Origin of the sequence: Pseudomonas sp. PHC1, from assembly GCF_046487845.1 — a bacterium.
GTDB classification, from domain to species: Bacteria; Pseudomonadota; Gammaproteobacteria; order Pseudomonadales; family Pseudomonadaceae; genus Aquipseudomonas; species Aquipseudomonas sputi.
Genome location: NZ_JBJXHJ010000022.1, coordinates 59,224 through 79,588, shown reverse-complemented (window position 1 = coordinate 79,588; position 20,365 = coordinate 59,224). Strand labels below are relative to the sequence as shown.

Below are 20,365 nucleotides of genomic sequence, written 5' to 3'. Positions count from 1 at the left end.
TCACTCCCCGGAGACTTTCACTTCGTTGGGTGAATACCCCGGATGAGACAGCCCGTTGCGCTGAATGACCTCAGTCACACGGGTGGCATCGCCAAACTGCTTGTAGGCCACGACCACCGCCGGAAAGGTTTCCTGGAAGGTTTTGCTGACCAGCCGCACACCGGACGAAGCCACAGCCTTGAGGTGCGCGATCAGCGCTTCCTTCACATCGGCGATGGCCTGGTAGTGCGCGGGATCGGCCTTGTCCTGAGCCATTTGCAGCACTTCGTTCAACGCTTTTTGCAGCGTTTGCAGATCATCCGTGACCGGCACTTCCTGACGACTGACCGGCTGCTTCGATTGCTGATCCAGCGAAGGTGTCGAGTTCAATTTCACCGGCTTCGACGCCACTGGCATCGAAGCCACCCATTGCGCCACTTTGACGATCAGCGTGTCCTGCACCAGATTGGCCAGAGCCTGCGCCGCAGCCGTGGTGTCCTTGCCGGTGGTGATTTTCGGTGCATCGGCCTTGCGGATGGCTTCGAGTTGTTGGGACACGTCGGCAATCACGCCACGGTAGCCCTCCTTCGCGAACGCCTTCAGCTCTTTGATATCGCCGAGCAAGCCCTTGAACTCCGCTGCCACTTCCTTGGGCAGTTCCTTCACGGCCCTGACCAGCTCGGTGATTTGCTTGTACTGCGCGATCAGCGGTTTGAGCTGTTCCTTGATCACGTCGTACACGCCGGTGAGGCTGTTGCGCAGATTGGCGATGCCGATCCGCGCCGCCTTGATCAGGGTCATCGCCTGTTCGAAGCGCGCCACCGCCGAGCCGAGCAAACCGTCGGCCTTGGCCAGCAGCACTTTCTGCGTGCTGACCGTCGCCGTCGGAAACGGCAGCGGCCGGTCGGGGTAGAACTTCAGGGTGAACGTCACCATCCCGCCGTCCTGGCGGGTATGGGTCATGTCGCACTCGCCGACCTTGACCTGCAAGCGCCCCAGCCACGGATGCACCAGTTCGCCGCTGCCCTGTTCCAGCGCCTGGAGCAGCTTGTCGCGCTGCGCCAGGCAATCGGCACCGATGATGAACGCCGTCAGGTCGTGGGTCTTGGCCTGCTGACCAAGGTCCTCGAAAAACGGCAGGTCGCGTTGCGGATACTCGTGCAACTGCCCCTTGCGACCGACCGGGGTTTTCGCCTGGTCGATCCAGAACCCGACACCGCGAAAGGATGCCGGCAACAAACGGTCACGCCAGTTCATTGGAACCTCCCATGGACAGCGAGCGATAGCCGATGCGCGAACTGAGCGCCAGCCCCGGTTGATTGGTTTGCGGTTGATCGGTGCGCAGCCCCGCCGGCGCATTTTCGAAGCGCACCGTCAGGCCGCCTTCGAGTTGCGTGCGGTTGTTGGCGGCGCTTTGCTGGATCAGGGCGCCGGAGGATTGCGGCAAAGAACTGGTCATTGCCGACGAGGCGGAAGCAGCCGCCGGGGACTGTCCGGTAATCGTCGCCACAACGCCGGAAAGATTGCCATTGAGCAATTCCCGGATGGGTGCGACGACACTTTGCAGTTTTGCCCACAGTTCGCTGAACCAGCCGAGGATCGGCTCCCAGGCTTGCTTGATCGACTCCATCGGCGATTGGCTGAACAGAGTGCCGAAGGCGTTCGCGACCGATAGTGCCTCTGTGGTCAACGATGCCCACAAACCGGAAAAGTAGCCTTTCAAACCGTCCCACTGCGCCATCGCCGATTCCATCGGCGAGAAGTTGAACAGGTTCTGGAACTCGCTTTTCAGCATCAGCGCACTCGCCCGCAGCACATCCCAGAGCGCAGAAAACACCTCGCCCAGCGGTTGCCAGTTACTTTGAATCAGGCTGAACGGCGACCAGGAGAACGTCGACTTCAGTTGTTCCCAACCGGCTGAAGCGGTTGCTCTCATGTTGTCCAGCACACCGGAGAACATCCCCAGAGCCGAACCCCACACGCCGGAAAATCTGTCGGCCAGCGAGCCGTCGAACGTTGCCTTGAGCGTGGCCCAACCGGTGGTAGCGCTGGTTGCTGCACGGTTCCAGAACCCGCTGAACACCGTTTGCGTCGAATCCCAGACTTCGGCCAGTTTCGCCTTCGGCGAGGTGTACAGATTGGCCCTTAGCGCTTCCATGCCGGTCGCGGCTTTTGCTGCCGCGCTGTCCCAGAACTCACCGAATACCGTTGCCGTCGCACCCCAGACCTCGGCCAGTTTCGCCTTGGGCGAGGTGTACAGATTGGCCTTCAGTGCTTCCAGGCCGGCGACGCTACCGGCGACGGCGTCGTTCCAGTAATCCTTGACGACAGCGCCAGCCGAATCCCACAGCTCGCCCATCATCGCCCCGAACGCATTCAGGCGCGCGGTCGCGCCCTCTGCAAGACGACTGGCACCGGCAACGGCGTCAGCCTTCATTTCTTCCCACTTCTGTTTGGCAGAGGCTTGCATCGAGTCGAATTTCAGCTTCGCGCCCGTGGCCATCTCGTCCCAGCCTTTTTGAACCTTGTCTATACCGCGATGGGTCGCATCGCTGACCGATTGCCAGGTCTTGCTGAAGAATCCGCTGATCGACGCCCAGTTATCGGTAATCAGGCGCGCGCCAATCACGATCAACGCCACCGCCGCAGCGATAGCCGCAGCAATCAGGCCGATCGGTGACGTCAGGATCCCCAACACCGCGACCAGCCCCATCGCACCAACCGTCACCACCGTGAACGCCACCGCCGCTGCCGCCAGTCCTTCGACGAGGTAAGGGTTGTTCGCGACGAACTCGCCAATCGAGGTGATCACCGGCGTCAGCGCCGTGACGATGCCGTTGACAGCCGGCAGTAATGCCTGACCGATATTCAGCGAAATCTTGTCCAGCGCCTCGTTGAACTTCTCGAGGTTGGCCGAGGTTTCGCCGTGGACCACCTTGGGGACTTTCAGGTGTTTGTTCGCCAGGGCTTTTTTCGCCAGCGCGTCCTGCGCCTCGATGGCTTTCTTGATGCCGTCCTGAAACGGCTTGAGCAAGCCACCTTCGGCGATGAACCCGGCGACGTCCAGCGGCTCGAGGCCGCTGTCTTCCATGCTTTTCTTGAATGCTGCGACCTTGCCGCGCAGCCCCTTCATCTCGGCCTCCATTTTCTCGGCGCCCTTGAGCACCACGAGCATGTTGACCGTGACGGGGAAGTTCTGCGGGATCAGGCTCAATTGTGTATTAGCCATCACTGCACCTGCTGCATCGCATTGATCCGTTGCGCGTGCTCCAGCGATTCGCGAAGCACATCCAGTGGCCTGGCCATCATCTGTTCGGGGTCAACCTTCCAGAACCAGGCCAGGTCATAGGCGACCGAAATCAGGTCGGTGATGGCTCCGACGCCGCACTCATGAAAAAACTCGCAACGGCCCAGCTCAATGCGTTGAGGTCAGCCAGATCCAGCTGGTTGACCGACGACGGCGGAATGCCGGCGCACACGGCGATGTATTTGGCCGCCACGTCCATGTCGAGGCTGACCTCTTCGCTCTTGTCGATCTTGTACGGCAGCGCCTTGATCGCTCGCACTTCCTGCACCGTCGGACGGCGCAGGACGAGTTCGGTCAGGGGCTCGCCGTGAGCTTCGATCGCAACCTGAAGCTTCACGGCGCCGCTCATTGCCAGGTCCCCTTGATGCCTTCGAATTTCAGTTCGATGGTGGCGTCATCGCCCTTGGAGACTGGCTCTTCGACCAGGTAGGCACCGGCCAGCACATAGACTTTGCCGTTGCTGAATTCGCAGGTGACGGTGATGTCGGTGCCTTCGATCAGCTTCTTCAGCGGAAAGTCAGCGGTGTGCAGCGCGGTCACTTTGAACGACGGCGCGATGTCGGTTTCCTTGTAGAAACCCGGCACGACGGTTTCGCGTTTGACGGCCATCAACGGGGCTTCGCAGCCGCCATTGATAGTCAGTTGTGCACCGTCGACCTTGACGTAGCAGGTGCCTGCAATCAGTTGACCCATGGTGTTACTCCCTTCAAATAAAAAGCCCACGCGAAGTGGGCTGGATTCACAGATTCAAACGGGCGATCAGGCCGCGTCGTCGTACTGCAGGCGGAACTGGTTGAGCAGTGCGAACACGCGCAGACCGTTGATGTAATCCGGCGGGAACAGCACGTTCACGCGGCTCGGGTCCTGCACGTCGCGCTCGACGATCAGGTGCTCGGCGAACAGCTCGGCGTTCTCCACGTGGCCTTCGAGTTCGAGCTTGGCGTACTGGGCGATCAGCTCACCGCGAATGGTCGCCGGGGTGACGATCGGCTGGCCGGCGCCGAAACGGGTGCCGTCGGAAGCCAGTTTGTGGCGACCGTACTTGCTGGTGATCACGCTTTGCAGACGACGCACGATGAACGCCGACTGGTGCATGGTTTCGCTGTCCAGATACGAGTTGTCAGCCTGGCCGTAGGCGTTCTTCTGGTAGGTGGTGATCGAGCGCTGGATGCGCACGTAACCGCCTTCGTAGTACGCGGTGGCGATGCCGTAGTTGAGCAGCGACTGACGCTCGGTCAGGGTGAAACGCTCGCTGGCCGGAGCCGGATCGACACCCGGCAGGCTGCCGCTCTGAGTCGGACGGCTGGCGTCGGCGGAGATGAACACCGCAGTGCGCGCAGCCAGTGCCGCAGCTTGTACCCACACCGGTTGTGGAACGCCCGGTTCCAGTGCCTGAATGGTCATGTGCTGGTCGTTGCGTGCCTGACCGGCCGCCACCAGCGTGCCGACGGTGCCGCGCTTGGCGCTGTAGACGTGACCGAACAGTTGCTTGGCCCACGACCAGCGACCGGTGCTGTCGTCCATCACCGCTTGCCAGGTGTTGAGGGTGGCCAGATCAGACCATGGCAGCGCGATGAATTCGAACGGCTCGTCACCCAGTGCGGCAACCGCTTCTACCTGATCAGGCACACCGACGCCGCCGGTCATGGCGGTGATGGCGGTGGTCAGGCCGGCCGGGGTTTCTTCGCCGTTGCTCTTGCCCAGGCGATTGAATTGCAGGCTGATGTCGTTGCCGCTCTCGCCAGTCCATTTGGCGTTCAGCGTGACCACGCCTTCGGCCGCCGCAGCGCTCACCGGCAGATCGGCGGTGGCGTTGATTTTCTGAGCCAGAGCCATCGCCGCTTGAGCAGCAGTGGCACCGTTGACCACAGTGGCCTGGACGCGAACGCCGCCGACATACAGGTTGAGCACGCCGGCCTGAGTCGCGGTGCCGGTCAGGGTCAACACGCCTTTGGCGATGGCGCCGGTGGCGTTGTGCAGCGGCAGGCACCAGATCTCACCGATCGGGTCGGCCTTGCGGAAGGTTTCGTACATCGAGGCGAGCATCGAACCCTGGCCGCCAATGCTCTTGGCCAGTGCCACGCTGGAAACCAGCACCAGTTTGCCGACTTCGCTCGGGGCGATGTTGTCGTTGACCTGCGCCACGATCAGGCGACGCATGGACGAGGACGCGCTATTGGCGGCCGAGTTGTCCATTTCGGCATAGAACAGCGGTACACGAATGTCCGCAGGAATGTTGCTGAATCCGATCGCCATTATTTGGCTCCCTTTTGTTTGGCTGTTGCGGTTTTGAGGGTGATATCGCCGTCGGTCAGACGCCGGCGCCACCAGGCGCTGTCCAGCACTTCACGGCCTTCCAGTGGCAGCAGGTCGCCGGCTTCCGGGTCCGGCACGGCACGGCCAGGGGCCGGCACTACGGTGATGCGGTTGCTCATGGGGTTACGTCTCCAGAGAAAGTCAGTTCCACGCGCCCGTCAGGGCCCGGGCGTTTCAGGTTGGGGTCGGCCGGGTCGATCGCATCGACCCGCACGGTGGCCCCGGTAAAGGACGACAAACCGTCCAGTTCGCGCTCGTGCCAACTCTCCGCAGGCTGACTTGGCAGATTGCGGCCCAGCTGGAACTCGGCAAAAAAGCGCAGCCGATAGAACGCGCGGCTGCTGGTGATCGAGACCGTTTCGCCGCCGTCGTAAACGATGGCGCTGTAGTTGGAATCGGGTTTGAACCCCACCAGCGCCCGCCACAGTTCGGCGCGCAGGTCGTGCAACAGATCCAGCGCTTTTGTGGCGTCCGTGGTATCCAGTGCCAGGATGATTTCGAAGCGGTCGCGAATCGGTTGGCTGGCGGCGTTCTGGGCGGTGCTGGTGCTGGCCAGGTCGGCCAGCGGTGAAACATGGGCCGAGGGCATCGGCAGATTCGGGTCGCCTTGCAGTAGCGCCAGGTCAACACCTGTCGCGATATGGCCGGCAAGGCTTGGGCATTGCGCACGCAGCTGCGTGAGGATCGGGGAGACCTTCATGGGGAGCGTTCCAGGTTTTATGAATGACCACAGCGAGGTGTGGCGATGAGACCGGGGGATCAGTCCTTGGCTTTTGCCTCGGGATCGCGGCCGGTCGCTTCGATCAGGCAGCGATAGCTTTCCTCGCGCTTGCCGCTGGCCGTGACCTTTTCAATCGACCAGCGACCGCGCATGAAGTCCGGCCAGGTATCGTCGAGTACCAGCAGACCTTCGGCTGCCAGCAGCGGATCGCCCGGACAGGTGACCTTCAGCTTGTATTTCTCGCGCAGCATCTTGCGCACTTCGGCCTCGCCGATGGCTTTGGCTTCTTCTTCGCTGGCCAGTTTCTGGCGAATGACCTTGTAGGGTTCGGACCCGGTGATCACCTCCTGCAGCTTGCCGAGCGCACTGTCCCAAAAGGAGGTTTTGCAACCCTGGTTCTGGGTGCGGGCCGTCTCTTCCAGCGTGGCGCTGATGAAGGCGTGATCACCCGGCCGATTGTTGTGGGTCACCGACAGCCTGACGTCCGGTATCACCTGGCCCGACAGGTTTTTCAGTTGCGCCGGTTTCGCCAATACATAGAGGTCGTTGAACGGCTTGGCCACCGCGTCGTACTTTTTCGCCAGGCGTGTGATGAAGCCCATGTCGGTTTCGTTCGACTGGTCGACATGGGCGATCCGGATCAGCGCCAGTTCGGGATCCACGCGCGGCGAGAATCCGTGTCTCGAGACCAGCTCGCGAAACAGTCCGCCAAGGGTTGTAGGGCCATGACTGGCCGTGCGCCGTTCCTTGAATCCGGTGTCGTCCTTGCCGCTGAAAGGCGCGGCGGTCGCGACCAGCGTCAGGCGCAGCGGGAACAGCGTGGGTGTCAGTCGGGTCACTTTGAACTGGCCCTTTTCGACCAGCCCGGTCTCCAGATAGCCGACCCGCAAGCCGATGGTTCCGCCCAGGGTCGGCAAGCCTTCAAGGCCTTCCAGGTCGAGCACCAGCGTCAGTTGATCGGACTCCATGCCAGCGGCATCGATGTGTTCCCAACTGATCAGGCGCTGGTTCAGCAGGTCCTTGTGGGCGCCGTAGATTTCAATCGCCGGCGTAAATCCCTGTGCCATGCAGCCTCCTTAATCCCAGGCCAGAACCGGTTTGATTGCGGCCGGTCTGCTGTCGAGCTCCGGCAGCGTCACCCAGACACCTGCCGGCAGGATCGGGCCGTGCTCGGCCAGGGTCGGGTTGAGTGTCCACAGGGCTTCTTCGGCGCTGTCATCACTGCGACCGGTTTCGCGGTACAGCAACAGATTCACCGAGTCACCGGCCAGGCTTCGTACCTTACGCATTGTTGAACTCCGCCAGTTCGATAACCCAGTCGACCACCATCGCCGTGCCGTCATCGATGACGCAGCTTTGGGTTTCCTGAACATTGTTGATTCGCCAGAGACCCCAGTTGCGGCCGACGCCATCGATCAGCGGCAGGGGGACTCGAAGCGATTGCAGGGCCCGCAGCTCATCGAGCCGATCCATGGCCACCGCGTACATCGACTTGCCGGTGATGTTCAGGGTTTCCGGTTTCTGTCCGATCTGACTGGACTTGGGTTTGCTGGTGAGAATCGGCAGTTCCGTCCAGCCGCCATCGGATTTGCGCAGCAATGTGCTGTAGGCAAAGCCGCGGGACAGGCCGAAGATGAAACTGCCCAGTGCCATTTGTTGTTTCATGTGGCGACTCCATCGGTCAGGGCTGCGTCACGTCGTGTGGCGAGGGCATTGCCGGCCACACCTGGGACAAATTGGGACGTGAAGTGCGACTCCAGCACCTGCGAAAGCATCGTGCCGAGCTTCTCGGAGTTGAGCAGTTCGCTGCCGCTGACTTGCACTGAAGGTGCGTAGGTGAATTGCGGAGTTGGCGTTGGTGTTTGCATTTGCGCCGCGGACAGGTCCTTGGCGACTTCAGCTGGCGGAGCGAGCTTGTCCTTTTCTGATTCGGGGGCGAGTTTTTCGCCCAGCCACGAACCACCTACGCTGCCCGCGGTGCTGCCGATGATGCCGCCCACCAAACCACCGATCGCGGTGCCGATAACGGGAACGAAGCTACCGATCATCGCGCCCGCCACGGCGCCGGCATAGCCGCCCGCCAGGCTTCCGCCCGCCGAGCCTATTGCTCCGCCGACCGCTTTGTTGTCGCCATCCTGTATGCCTTTGAATACGTCGGGAACCGCGGTGACCAGTGTCAAAAGCACGTTGGACTTGGTGAATCCTTTGGCTGCACTGTTCGCGTCCTTAAAGCGACTGCCCCATGTCTGGGGCGACGCATCCACATTCGCAGCCAACTTCATTTCCGCCTTCGCCCCGGCCTTTGCCTTCCCTCCCTTCTTCGGCTTTTTCGGCTTTTGCTCAGGCGAATTGGCGGAGGCGCTATCGGTAGATCCGGCAGCAACAGGTTTGCCGTCGGGTCCAACGCCGGCGGCGCGATCCACGATTTCGATGAGGGGCCCCGCTCCCGCCGTCATCAGAAGTTTTGTCGCTGCATTACGCAAGGCCGAAGCCATCGCAACCTTGATTTGCGCCCCCCTGGAAACAGCGATCACTCCTACCAGTGCGAGCAGGGCTGCTGTGGCCTTTGGCTGCTCCTCGGCAAAGCTGCTTATCCCGCCGACCACACCGTCCAGCGTGACGACCAGACCATCAACCAGATTGGTCAGTGAACTACCCAGGGCCGTGGACAATCGGGTCGCACTGGCATCGAGCGCATTCCATCGTCCTTGCGAGGTTTCACCCAGTTGCGTAGACGTCCTGGCCACAGAATCGATGTATTCGGGTTTCGAGTCTGACTTCGGATCCTGGCCGGGAACCAACGAAAACGCCTTTTGCACGTCTTCTGGTTTTTTCAGCAATTTAACGATCGCATCATCGTTGCCGAAGAGGGACTTCGTCAGCGACTCCCGCTCTTTCTCGTCCGATGTGCCCTTGAGCGCATCCAGCAACTTATTGATAACCGCCGGGGCGTCCGTGCGCATTCCACTGGCCACGGTCTCTGGTGTCAGGCCTTCCACGCCTAACTTTGCCCAGGCAGCGCGCTGCTCTTGTGTCGCAGCCTCGCCCTTGGTCAGTACCGTGGTGAACGCATTCAACCCGGCGCCGGCACTGGCCTTGTCTGCACCACTGTTGAGAAAAGCGGCGGCCAATGCAGCAATCTGTTCAGGCTTGAGCCCCGTGGCTATCGCTTTTTCGCCGGAGCTCTGAACAACGGAGCCGATGTCAGCGGCTTTGGCGTCCAGCCCGCTGTGACCCAGGTAGTTGCTGGCATCAGCCAGACGCTGGCTTTGCGTGCGATCAAGTTTCATCGCCGACTGCCACGCCAGCATCATTTCGCCAGCCGTTTTTACATCAATACCGAATGCCGCGGCGTTGATGGCGGCGTCGCGAGCAAATCCGGTCAGAGCGTCGGCTTTCGCCTTGCCTTCAAGACCTTCGCCAACACCGGACCTGGCCGCTGCCAGTTGAACTTTCAGCAGATCCACAGCGGTCGCCCCACTCGGAGCGACCTGCTTGTCACTGGTCATCTTCTGGGTGTCTTGTGACAGCGCCCGAAGTTGATCCTTGTCCAGCTTCACGATCTGATTGAGTTCAAGCAGAGCCATTTGGTTGGCCATTGAGGCCTGCATGAACTTGAGCGGTGAACGCTGCTCCACCTCTGCCTTGAGTTTGGACTTCGGCTCGTTCGTCGCAGCTGCTGCGGTGCCAGCCTTGAATAACGACTGTTGGGCGGCCAGCACTTCCCGAAGCTTGATCTGTTCCTGGGTCAGTAAACGAATATCCGCACTGGCCATAGCCAGTGCCAGACTCAAATCCACCAGCGGTGTGCCGAGGCTGTCGGGCGCTATCGATGCCCCGGTCAGTCTGGCGTTGCCGAACGCCATGCTTCCAATCTCGCTGGCGAGCATCGGCGCATACTTTGTATCTGCCATGCCGCTCTACTCCTGTTTCACGCCAAGGCGAGTGATCGCTATGTCGTAGCGGCGCAACGCCTTTTCGGCGTCCCACTCCAGAATCTCCGCCTCACTTACCGGGTAAATGAGCGGCACGATATCGAGGATTACTTCGATGTCGCGTTCTGAAAGAAGGCCGCCGGCTGGTTTAAAAAATCGTCGATGCGCACCTGCAATTGCGTCCAGTCCGGCACGGTCATCAGGGCCAGATCGGGGATCATCAGGCCGGTGCAATGGGCGGTGATGAACTCGGCGCGTTCCTTGGCCGTTTTCAGTTTTTTCATCACTTTGGTGGCCCGCAGCGCCGGCATTTCCAGGCTCAGCGAGGTCACGGTGCGGCCGGTGACGGCGAGCGGTTGCAGCAGTTGCACCTGATCGGGATCGTCGGATTTTTCCGCGTCTTCGACCTGATCGAGAAAGTACGAAGACGGACGGGTCGAGAACTCGTGCACGTACTGCGCGATGGTCACGTAATCCGGACGCTTGAGCTGGTCGAGCTCCTTGACCGACAGGCCGGTGGCCAGCAGCGCCAGCTCGAAGAACTGGTCGTCTTCGTCATCGCCGGCGCGTTCCAGCGCTTCTTTCTGGGCGGCGTAGAACAGCGGCTTGAGCTGGATCGATTCAATCTGCGAGCCGTCGTCACCGGTGATCGGCGACAGCAGGTCATGCTTGGGTGGCATCCACGACATGTATGAATTCCTTGGTGATTCTTGAGGGGTGTTGCAGTCCCTTGTGGGAGCGGGCAAGTCGCACCGCCGCTCCCACAGGGTTTTGTGATTGCCTTTGGCCGAGGCTTACGGCATCAGCACCGCACGACGGGCATCACCGAGGATGTCGACGCCGTTGAGCACGAACTTCTGGGTACGCACGTCGATGTCGATCACCGGCACGCCGTTTTCCAGGCGGTTGTAGGTGCGGCAGGAGAACTCAAGAGTCGTCAGGGCTTTGCCACCCATTTTGATTGCTTCCTCCCCCATGGTTTTGAGCTTGCCGCCAATGGTGTGATAGGTGAACCAGGTGTTGCCGTCCTGGTCCTGACCGGCTTCACGCACGTTCAGCAGAATGTCGTCGCCCAGTTTCACGCCCATCGCCAGCAGCACTTCAGCGCCGGTGCCTTGCAGCTTGAGCGTGGCATTCAGCGGCTTGGCGCTCTTGGCCATTTCCTCAACGATGAAGCGCCCGCCCGTCATGTTTTCCATGTCGAAGTCGATCTTCGGCGGAGTGAATTCCTCAACGGTCGCCGACAACGGCAGGCCTTGCAGGGTGGCCGCGATGGCCTGTCTTACGCGGTTGGTAAACATTAGAGAACGTCCTCCAGGAACTGCTCGATGATTTCATCGCGGGCGTTGAGTTGATAAACCATGTGTTCGTTCGGCGCGTAGCGGCCGTAGTCGATGACCACGTACCAGGTGCCGTTCTTGTACTTCTCGACGCTGTTGAGTTCCGGGTGCAGATATACGCTGCCGCCGGGAATGGTTTCGTCGGCGACCAGGGTTTGCAGCCAGTCGTTGATGCGTTTGACTTCCTGATCCATGAACGACTTGGTCAGGTTCTTGGCCATGGCTTTCTGGCCGGCCTTCACCAGCTTGCGGCTGATGGCGTCTTCCAGACCGACGTAGCTGATGAACTTGCCGGTGATCGAGCGGTTGCCCAGCAGCGAGAAGCCGCCAAGGATGGTGCGGGCGTAGTAGCTGACGCCGTAGCGGTTGAGCAGATCGCCTTCGGTGGAGGTGTCGAGGATGTTGTACTCGACGACCCGCGACACGTCTTCGGCGTAGGTCACCTGGTTGCCCGGGCTTTCCCATTGCTTGACCTTGGCCAGCGCGGCAATCGCCAGACTGGAGGGCGCGAGGAAGACGTTTTTCTTCGCTGCTTTCGAGTACACGGCGGGCATGTTGTGCACCACCAGGCAACGGTCGAAACCCAGATCCGCACCACCCAGTTCCTGGCTGTACAACACCTGATCGGCGACCGAGGCGTCCTTGCCGTCCAGCACCACACGGGCCTTGATGCGCTTGCCGAACGCGGCGAACTCGCTGGCCACCGCCTTGGTGCCAGTGAAGCCTGGCGCGCCGATGATGGTCAGGTCTTCCGGGACGCTGCCCAGTGCCGCCAGACCGAGCTTGCGGCCGGTGGCCGGTTCAACACCGCCGATAACGGCGTTGACGGTATCGGCCGGGGTCGCGCCCGCTTCGACGATCACTACGTACACCGGCACCTTGACCACTTTGAGGATCTGGTAAACCGCGTGGTACAGGGTGCCCTCTTCCGAACCGGTCGGATCGAGCAACGCATGAGTGGTGAAGCTGTTGATGCGAAACGGCGCGTTACGCGGAATCAGCGGATCGGCGTTCGGCGCAGTGCCGACCAGACCGATAACGTTGTCACCCAGGCCACCCATGGCCTCCGGGGATTCGGTGGCATTGACGGTAATGCCGTTGTGCTCGAAGTTCAGAACCTCAGCCATAGTCAGTCAGCCTTCTTGGCAGCGGCCTTCACGGCCTTGGTGGTAGGTGTTTTCAGCTCCAGTCGACCGGCGCTGTGCAGCGCACTGGCCTCGACATCGAGCAGATCGAGTTCCTGGCCGACGCTCGACCAGTGCCCACCGCCGGTGGGGAATGGAACGAGCACGGTGTAGGTTTGGCGGGTTGCCATTTTTCGTTTCTCCATAAACGGGAAAGCCCCTCAAAGGGAGGGGCTTGGCGGGTGTTGAATGTTGTAGGGCAGACAAGAAGAAGCCCCGATATGCGGGGCTTTATTGAAGGGTTGTGTCTGATGTGCCTGGCGAGGAATCCGGCCAGCCATCCTTGAGTAATTCATCGGTATAGGTTTCGGCAATCACCGCTTCTGTCAGCACCTTCTCTCGGTCAAAACAAGCCTGAACATGAAAGCGAACAGCCTTTGCAATACCGAGAATCTGCGCCGAGGTCAGCTGGACAAAACCAGTTACAGCCTTGTAACTGCAGTGATAGGCAGGATCCAGCATCGCTGAGACTGCCATGCCGGCGATCAGCGATTGGCTGTCTCGGGAAGTATCGATAGCGACGCCATCGACCAAGATGCCCGAGCCTTCACGACGGAATCGCTCTTCGGCAATACAGGTCAACCGACGGCTTTTTACCAACGTGCCGTAGGCATGACCAAACGCCTCTTCCAGTTCGTTTTCGGTAGGTTCATGGTCAAAAAGAACCTCGCCGTCAGCCAGCGGCCAGTCCGGGGCGACACAACGAAAGGCCGTCCCCACATTTGAGTAAGCTCTCAACATAGGTAACTCCTTAAAAACTGTATTGCGAGATGAAGATGCTGTTTGCACTCGGTACGGATGTATCCACGGTGTAGTAAATCGTCTGGGATGTTGTCATTGCCATATCGGAAAATGCGCTGAGAACCCCCAGCCTGGCTACCCCACCAATTCCTATAGTCTTCATTCCACTACCCGTTGCATCCGACGCGATCCCGAGATAACCACCTCCACCCGTTTCAGCATTCGCAATGTAGTGAACATATCCACCAACGGTCTTGGCGTTCTTCGGAACCACAGCTGCCAGGGAAAGGGGTGTCCATGTCTGTGACACGCCGTTGGACAGAATTGACGTTTTACCGATGGATACCAACCGCTGATGTTGGGTACCGACTGACATCAGTCGACTCGCATAGGTCTGCCAAATACTGACCAGTGCACTCGCTGTGTAACCGACTGGCATATTGGAACCGCCGTAGACTTCAGGGATTGAAATCGAAGTGGCGTTGACGGCCAGCATCTTCGCCACTTTGGAGTCAGGGTTGTAGATGACATAGATGCCGACGCTGCCACTGGCAGGAGCAGAACCAATGTCCATTCCGCCAGCGCCAACCGTTGTCAGGTCGATGGACAGGTTGACGTTCGACAACCTGTACTGGCCAACACCCGGCTGCTCGACAATCAGTTGGTCAGCGGTCAGCGTTGCAACCGAAGCGGCGACAGGCAGCGACATTCTCAGATTACGCGCGGCGCCAACTTCTGCGCCGCTGAGTCGAGCCAGTCTGGTTTCAGCTGCCAACGCGGCGACATCAATATTTCCCTGATTGACCGGTGCGTTCCAGGCCTTGATGCACCACATCACGGCGAGGTTGCGTGGGCGCACGGTTTTCCAGTACGAACCGGTATTGAGGGCAGTGACACCGGTGGACGTGTAGTAGATGTCACCTTTGAAATCAGGCGCCGGATCGGCATCGATCGCGTCGGAGTTGCCAATGCCCTGAACGGCTGGCGCCTCGGCATTGTCACCCTGGATCTTCGTACCGGCCTGGTAGCTGCCGACATTACGACCGGCGTCTATTCCACGTCCATGATCCCAGCCACGCAGGAACTCACCGCGAGATTCCGGCAAGCGGAAGTTGCCCGCACCTTCGTCCCCCTTGTTGAACTTTGTACCGAGATAAGCCGCCAGATCCGGATAGGTCGCAATGCTCTGCACGCTGCCATCCAGTTCGAGATAACCGGCAGGAACGACACCCGTTGGGAACGACAGGACAGCTCCGACCGGTACAGAGGATTTGAGCTGCGCGACTTCATCGGCCAGTGCGGCGACGTCGATGTTTCCCTGATTGATCGGCGCGTTCCAGGCCTTGATGCACCACATGACCGCCAAGTTACGCGGTCGAGCCTCGCTCCCTCCCGACGTGTTCATGTAGCTGGAAAAGTTGGAATTGCCCGCTTGCGTTCCATTGTCGGCAGCGATACCCGCGGCGTTGGAGCCACCGGTATTGCCGAAAACCGGAACCCGGGTGTAGGTGTGGGCGTGAGCCTTGTTGTCGTCCGCCTGCCAGCTACCAATCCCACGGCCTATATCGATCCCGCGACCATGATCCCAGCCCCGCAGGAATTCTCCGCGAGACTCCGGCAACCGGAAACTGCCGGTGCCTTCATCGCCCTTGTTGAATTTTGTACTCAGGTACGCCGCCAGATCCGGATAGGTTGCAATGCTCTGCACACTGCCATCCAGCTCCAGAAAGCCCGGCGGAACGATACCCGTCGGGAACGCCATGACAGCACCCACCGGAACGGCAGATCCGAGCCGGGAGACTTCCTTGACCAGTGCCGCTACGTCAATGTTTCCCTGATTGATCGGAGCGTTCCAGGCCTTGATGCACCACATGACGGCAATGTTGCGGGGGCGGGTTTCCGTGGAAGTACGAGCCACCTTTGAAGCATCAAGGATCACACTGTGGTAAGCGTCTTTCTGGTTGAGCGGCGATGAGGACCGGCTCATGTTGCCCATTGTGAACGCGCCACTTACGGTGGTGATATCGAGATAGCCATCAAAGGTGCCGTAGATGTTCTGCAGCGTGTCAGTCTGAGAACTGCCGATTGCCCGACCGCCATCGATGCCACGCCCATGATCCCAACCCCGCAAGAACTCCCCACGCGCCTCAGGCAACCGGAAATTCCCGACGCCCTCATCCCCCTTGTTGAACTTGCCGCCCAGATAGGCGCTCAAGTCCGGGTAAGTCGCGCTGCTCTTGACGCTGTTGTCCAGCTCCAGAAAACCCGGTGGCGGTGTGTCAACGGGGAAGGCAACAATCGATCCCACCGGCAACGCCGACGCCTTGGCAATCAACGCTTCGACTTCAGCTTTGGTGTAGGAGTCCTTGATGCCAAAACCGGCCAGCGTGTCGGGATTCGAGCCGGCCGTCGCGCGGCCGTATTCGTCGACGCTCAGACTCTTGTAAGTCCCGGCGGCAATCCCGGTACGACCTGCCAGCATCTTGAACGTCAGCGCAGTCGTGCCGAGGGTGATCGGCGCGTTGGTGGTCAGGTGCCACAGCGAATCGCCGTTGAGCGTGCCCTCTTCCACCATCACCGTCAGGCCCGGTGTGACCTTGGCGCTGACGTTGGCATCGTTGGCCCGAACCCAGTCGCCGTTGGCGACGATCCACAGGCCGTTGTCCTTGGCCAGGGTCTGATTCGACAGCAGCACGCGGTCGCCGGCGATCACTGCCACGCCGTCGATCTGCTGCGCACCGTTCAACACCACGTTGGCGGTGGCGGCAACCCGTACCGATTGTTTGCCATCGAGTTTGCCGAGTTCTTCGGCGAGGTAGCTCATGACCCAGGCGCGAGTGGCCTTGACCACGGTGTCGTCGATCAGCAGCGTCACCAGCGAGGCATTGCTGGTCTCGAAAATCGAGCGGATGTAGAACTCTTTGCCCGAGCCCGACGTGGCCAATACCGGTTTGAACGACTCCGGGTATTTGACGATGGCGTAGAGAATCCCGGTGTCGGTCCACAGCCCGGCTTCACGCACGTACCAGCCACCGACGTCCGGCGGGATGGTGACTTCGGCGAGCAGCCAGCTCGGGTTTTTCTCGTCCTGGAACAGTGCGTTGAGCGGACCGCGCCAGACTTCGCGTTTGAGCGCGGTGGCGGTCGCGGCCGGGTTGTAGACCGCGCCGCCGCCGTCGCCGACGGAAATCTGCGTCAGCTTGATCGGCAAGCCCGCGGCCTTGCACGCCGTTTCGTAGGCAATCCCTGCGTTGGTGAGCAGGGTGTAATAGTCAGCCATTCAGGCCCCCTGAGGATAAATAGTGGATGTTTCGACGGTGTACATGCCTGCGCCCATGAACGCCTCTCCCGAGGTTTCGAGCCCTTCGATGAACACCGGATAAACCGTGGTCAACTCACCGCAGAAGGTCGCGGCGCCGATGACGTGATTGCCGAAGGCGCTGAGGCCGACCGACACCGACAGCACGTCCCGCTCGCTCTTGGCATCCGCCAGGCGTCGGTCGAGACGGGCGTCGATTTCTTCGCTGTAGGGTTGTTCGCTGAAGGCCCGCACGGAAAAGCTGTAAGGCTCGCCGGGCGGTGTCTGCTCGTACCAGGCGCGGATTTCCGGCCTGAGCTGCAAACCCTTGGCGGCGTTCTCCAACGCCTTGCGAGTGCCGGCCTGGCGCGCGGTGGGCCAGGCCAGTTCAACGGTCAGGCGCTTTTCCGCTTCCGGTGCGTCGGTGCTCCATTCGGCGACGCCGCGATCCGCTGCGAGATACGGCAGGAAGGCGACGGGGGTTGAGGCCGGGTTCATCAATTCGGGAAACGGCGGCGCGATGCGATCAAGCAATGCGCCGAAGCCGATATCGAGTGCCCGTTCCAGCGCCGAGCTGTTGGCCGGCAGCAGGGTCGGACGCGGTGTCTGATCGGTCATAGCGTCTGCACCTCGACCTCGACCGCCGTGCAGTACGGCGCTTGAAACGCCGAGCACACGACAGGCTCCAGCGGTTCAAGAATCTGCAATTGCACGGCGCCGGCGCTGTGCAGCGTGTAGTCGATCCAGCTCGGATCGACCCGGCCTTCCAGGCGATGGCAGCTGTCGGCGTAGGCCTGCAAGTGTTGCTGCGCGGCAACCTTGGTCAGGCCCGAATCCGGGCCGGAATTGATCTTGGCCACGACGCGGATCTTGTAGCGCTGAATCTCGGCAGCCTGCACCGTGACCTTGTCCGTTTCCGGACAGACATCGGGCCGGGCAAAGTGTCGGCGCACGCCGTCGAGCAACGTCACGGATGGCGTACCGTCGCCCTCTCGGGCAAGCACGGTGACTTGCACTTCACCCGGCGCGGTGCGGCGGCCGTTACCGTCCTTGACCTGCGCGGCGAGGCCGTCCGGGTCGAAGGTGTAAGTGACGTTCACAACCCCCGCATCGGTGGATTCGACTTTCACCGTCGGCCGTTCGCCAAGGGTGAACACCTCGCGGCGATACTGCATCCGCGAACCCGCCGCCGGCGCATGGGGCGCCAGGTAATAACGCAGCCGGGCGTCGTCGTCGCTCTCGTAAATCGCCGGCACCGGCGGGAATGCCGCCGGGTCGCCCGGATCGAGCAACTGTCGCTCCAGGCCCATGTCCGCCAGCCGTGCATCGAGGTTGCTGCCGGTGGCCCACCACGCCAGCATCTGCTTGATCCGGGCGTTGTATTTGCGTTCGTGGGTTTGCAGTCGAACACAGAAAGCCTCGAGGGCCAGGGTCAGCAGTTCGCTTTCGTTGTCCAGGCTGGTCTTGAGTTTTTCCGCGCTCTGCGGCGAGCGGGCGCCGACGTACTCGACCACGAAGGCCTTGAACTCGGCGAGCAGATCCTCGAAGGCATCGACCTTGATCAAGGAGGGTTCGGCCAACTGATTCTGGCCGGGGATCAACATGCTCATGTCACGACCTCGAAAGTCTGTTGGCGGTTTTTCCAGGTGCCGGCAAATCGCAGCAGCAACCCCGCGCCCTTTCGGCTCGCCACGATCACGCCGGGCTGGAAATCGCTGATGCCGTTTTGCGGGTTGTAGAACGCCTGGGCTGCGTGGCTCTGGGCGAGCAACAGGATGTCGTCGCCCAGGTTTTGCCCCAGCAATGTGGGGATCAACGAACCATAAAGGGGCCTTTTTTGCCGGGTGCCCAGCGGCGTGGTCAGGGCCCGGGTCGCGCGCTGCACAAACTGCAGCCAGTCGTCGACCGTGGCCCCGCTGTCTCTATCGATTCCGATCATGGGAAGCTCTTGATTCAGGGGCTGATGACGCGGCCCTGGTGATCCACCAGCGGGCCGCTGAAGTGCACGCCCGAGGCGTCGATGGTCAGGCCGACGGCGCCCAGTTGCAGGTTGATCGCTTGCGGTGTCATCGCCAGCCGTGCCGGGCCGATGCTCAGTTCAAGCGATTCGCGAGAGCCGCTGAAGGCTGCCGGACCGTTTTGCCAGTGCAGGGTGTGCGTGGCGTCGTCGTAGCCGCTTTCGCTGCCGTCCTGATGAACACGACGCGTCAGCGTTGGTACGGTGGAGGCCGGTGGAAAACGGTCACTGTTCAGGCCGAACAACGCCACGCTCTGGGCGCCGCTTTCACCGCTGCCGTAGTTGAACAGCAGACACTGCTCACCCACCGTCGGGATCCGCGACTCGCTCTGCGCGCCGGCGCTGGGGTTGAAGAATTTGATGGCGGGGGTGAGCAGTCCACCGTGGCTGACCCTGCAGGTGTTGCTCGCGGCATCGACGTCCTGACAGATTCCTATGCGGCAATAACTCTCGGCGCGACGGTGCAGGTCTTCAATCTCCGCTTCCATTTCCGCCAGGCGCTCGATGATCGGGCCCAGTTGCATACGCAGTAATGCGTCGAACATCGGTCAGGCCTCCAGCGTGGTGTATTGGTCGGGGTCGTCGATGTCGCTGACTTCCCAGGTGCGGGCGAATTTCGGCGTGCCGAGCGGGTCGTCCAGCAAGGTCGGGCCCAGATAGAGGGTCTGGTTGAAGGACAACGTCCAGGCTTTGTTCGGCTGATCGGCGCGGATGAGCAATGACGGCATTCCATCGATGTTCATCGGCAGATCGCATTGATCGCCGGGCAAGCCCCAGCGGTTGTCGGTGACCAGATTCTTCAAGGCGGCGATCAGGTCGCAGGCAGCAAACGCCGTGGCGGACAGCGCCGGAATGACTTGCAGCGACAGGGTCAGCACATGGGCAATGCGCCCATTGGCGGCGCGCTCTCCCGGTGCATTTCGCTCGATGTCGATCAGCACCCAGGCCTTGTCGCCGGGGGTTGTGAACTCATCGTGAGTGCCGACCTGCACGTTCAGCTCGGAGCTGTTGCGCAAGGCTGTGGCCAATGCCGTGAACAGCTGTGAGGGCTGCTCGATCGGTGTGGGCATGCTTGACCTCCTTTTCTGATGTCCACGCAAAGTCCCGCCGCACGGCGTGCAGCGAGACAGGAAAGTGAAGGGGTTACTGCGGGTCGCGCGGAGGAACTTCGCAGACACCGATGCGCTTGGCGGCCCAGCGTTCATAAAGACCGATGGCCACGTCGGCACCGGCCATGGCCGTCAGGCAACCGATCGCGCACGCGGCCCAGATGGACATACCGGCGGCATACAACAGCATGATCGCCGACACTCCGCAGATGACGCAGGCCCCTGAGCGCAACGCCAGACGTCGGATCAACGCCCAGCCGCGGGCGCCCTCCTTGTCAGCGCGCCACATTTCGCCGGATACGCCGCCCACCAGGGCGAGCAGGATGACCAGCCAGATCGGCATGTCCGCCAACGCTTGTTGCTCGTTTGTCATGTCACGCCTCCTGGTGTGATGGATGAGTGGTGTGTGTGGGGTTCA

23 protein-coding genes are annotated in these 20,365 nt (G+C 61.0%); all 23 read right to left on the bottom strand.

Going from position 1 to position 20,365, the window contains the following annotated elements:
* Positions 1-1,236, bottom strand: coding sequence for a DNA circularization protein (locus ACKJSM_RS23235; protein ID WP_236178369.1), 1,236 nt, complete (start codon positions 1,234-1,236; stop codon positions 1-3).
* Complete coding sequence (locus tag ACKJSM_RS23230; protein WP_410238982.1) at positions 1,223-3,208, bottom strand: hypothetical protein; 1,986 nt, start codon at positions 3,206-3,208, stop codon at positions 1,223-1,225. The genes ACKJSM_RS23235 and ACKJSM_RS23230 overlap by 14 nt, the downstream gene beginning before the upstream one ends.
* 130 nt (positions 3,209-3,338) lie before the next feature.
* Positions 3,339-3,635, bottom strand: coding sequence for a phage tail assembly protein (locus tag ACKJSM_RS23225; protein ID WP_003222226.1), 297 nt, complete (start codon positions 3,633-3,635; stop codon positions 3,339-3,341).
* On the bottom strand, positions 3,632-3,979 hold the full coding sequence (locus ACKJSM_RS23220) for a phage tail tube protein (RefSeq protein WP_007908779.1): 348 nt from the start codon (positions 3,977-3,979) through the stop codon (positions 3,632-3,634). The genes ACKJSM_RS23225 and ACKJSM_RS23220 overlap by 4 nt, the downstream gene beginning before the upstream one ends.
* 66 nt (positions 3,980-4,045) lie before the next feature.
* Positions 4,046-5,542, bottom strand: coding sequence for a phage tail sheath subtilisin-like domain-containing protein (locus ACKJSM_RS23215; protein ID WP_410238981.1), 1,497 nt, complete (start codon positions 5,540-5,542; stop codon positions 4,046-4,048).
* A complete protein-coding gene (locus tag ACKJSM_RS23210) occupies positions 5,542-5,721 on the bottom strand; it encodes a DUF2635 domain-containing protein (RefSeq protein ID WP_236178367.1) in 180 nt (59 codons plus the stop codon). Before ACKJSM_RS23210 ends, ACKJSM_RS23215 begins: the two co-directional genes overlap by 1 nt.
* Positions 5,718-6,302: a hypothetical protein gene (locus ACKJSM_RS23205; protein ID WP_410238980.1), complete on the bottom strand. Its 585-nt coding sequence runs from the start codon at positions 6,300-6,302 to the stop codon at positions 5,718-5,720. Before ACKJSM_RS23205 ends, ACKJSM_RS23210 begins: the two co-directional genes overlap by 4 nt.
* 59 nt (positions 6,303-6,361) lie before the next feature.
* Positions 6,362-7,390, bottom strand: coding sequence for a phage late control D family protein (locus ACKJSM_RS23200; protein ID WP_410238979.1), 1,029 nt, complete (start codon positions 7,388-7,390; stop codon positions 6,362-6,364).
* 9 nt (positions 7,391-7,399) lie between these two features.
* Positions 7,400-7,612, bottom strand: a complete 213-nt coding sequence (locus ACKJSM_RS23195) for a tail protein X (protein WP_410238978.1) — start codon at positions 7,610-7,612, stop codon at positions 7,400-7,402.
* Entirely contained in the window at positions 7,605-7,988 is a 384-nt protein-coding gene (locus tag ACKJSM_RS23190; protein ID WP_410238977.1) for a phage tail protein, read from the bottom strand. The genes ACKJSM_RS23195 and ACKJSM_RS23190 overlap by 8 nt, the downstream gene beginning before the upstream one ends.
* On the bottom strand, positions 7,985-10,237 hold the full coding sequence (locus ACKJSM_RS23185) for a phage tail tape measure protein (protein ID WP_410238976.1): 2,253 nt from the start codon (positions 10,235-10,237) through the stop codon (positions 7,985-7,987). Before ACKJSM_RS23185 ends, ACKJSM_RS23190 begins: the two co-directional genes overlap by 4 nt.
* A gap of 128 nt (positions 10,238-10,365) precedes the next feature.
* Positions 10,366-10,947, bottom strand: a complete 582-nt coding sequence (locus tag ACKJSM_RS23180) for a phage tail assembly protein (RefSeq protein WP_236178361.1) — start codon at positions 10,945-10,947, stop codon at positions 10,366-10,368.
* Between the two features lie 105 nt (positions 10,948-11,052).
* Entirely contained in the window at positions 11,053-11,559 is a 507-nt protein-coding gene (locus tag ACKJSM_RS23175; RefSeq protein ID WP_410238975.1) for a phage major tail tube protein, read from the bottom strand.
* Complete coding sequence (locus tag ACKJSM_RS23170) at positions 11,559-12,725, bottom strand: phage tail protein (RefSeq protein WP_410238974.1); 1,167 nt, start codon at positions 12,723-12,725, stop codon at positions 11,559-11,561. The genes ACKJSM_RS23175 and ACKJSM_RS23170 overlap by 1 nt, the downstream gene beginning before the upstream one ends.
* 2 nt (positions 12,726-12,727) lie before the next feature.
* The gene (locus tag ACKJSM_RS23165; RefSeq protein ID WP_039771239.1) at positions 12,728-12,913 is read right to left on the bottom strand and encodes a hypothetical protein; all 186 of its coding nucleotides are present in this window, start codon (positions 12,911-12,913) and stop codon (positions 12,728-12,730) included.
* 100 nt (positions 12,914-13,013) lie between these two features.
* Positions 13,014-13,523 carry a DUF4376 domain-containing protein gene (locus ACKJSM_RS23160; RefSeq protein ID WP_410238973.1) on the bottom strand — a complete coding sequence of 170 codons (510 nt, stop codon included), beginning with the start codon at positions 13,521-13,523 and terminating at the stop codon, positions 13,014-13,016.
* A gap of 10 nt (positions 13,524-13,533) precedes the next feature.
* Positions 13,534-16,803, bottom strand: a complete 3,270-nt coding sequence (locus tag ACKJSM_RS23155) for a tail fiber protein (RefSeq protein ID WP_410238972.1) — start codon at positions 16,801-16,803, stop codon at positions 13,534-13,536.
* Positions 16,804-17,439 (bottom strand): phage tail protein I, encoded by a 636-nt coding sequence (locus ACKJSM_RS23150; RefSeq protein ID WP_410238971.1) that lies wholly within the window; start codon positions 17,437-17,439, stop codon positions 16,804-16,806.
* A complete protein-coding gene (locus ACKJSM_RS23145) occupies positions 17,436-18,431 on the bottom strand; it encodes a baseplate J/gp47 family protein (protein ID WP_410238970.1) in 996 nt (331 codons plus the stop codon). The genes ACKJSM_RS23150 and ACKJSM_RS23145 overlap by 4 nt, the downstream gene beginning before the upstream one ends.
* Complete coding sequence (locus ACKJSM_RS23140) at positions 18,428-18,760, bottom strand: phage baseplate protein (protein ID WP_236178354.1); 333 nt, start codon at positions 18,758-18,760, stop codon at positions 18,428-18,430. The genes ACKJSM_RS23145 and ACKJSM_RS23140 overlap by 4 nt, the downstream gene beginning before the upstream one ends.
* Before the next feature lie 14 nt (positions 18,761-18,774).
* Positions 18,775-19,383 (bottom strand): phage baseplate assembly protein V, encoded by a 609-nt coding sequence (locus ACKJSM_RS23135; protein ID WP_410238969.1) that lies wholly within the window; start codon positions 19,381-19,383, stop codon positions 18,775-18,777.
* A 3-nt stretch (positions 19,384-19,386) separates the two neighbouring features.
* A complete protein-coding gene (locus tag ACKJSM_RS23130) occupies positions 19,387-19,908 on the bottom strand; it encodes a hypothetical protein (RefSeq protein WP_410238968.1) in 522 nt (173 codons plus the stop codon).
* A gap of 73 nt (positions 19,909-19,981) precedes the next feature.
* Positions 19,982-20,320: a phage holin family protein gene (locus ACKJSM_RS23125; protein WP_410238967.1), complete on the bottom strand. Its 339-nt coding sequence runs from the start codon at positions 20,318-20,320 to the stop codon at positions 19,982-19,984.
* Positions 20,321-20,365: the final 45 nt, after the last annotated feature.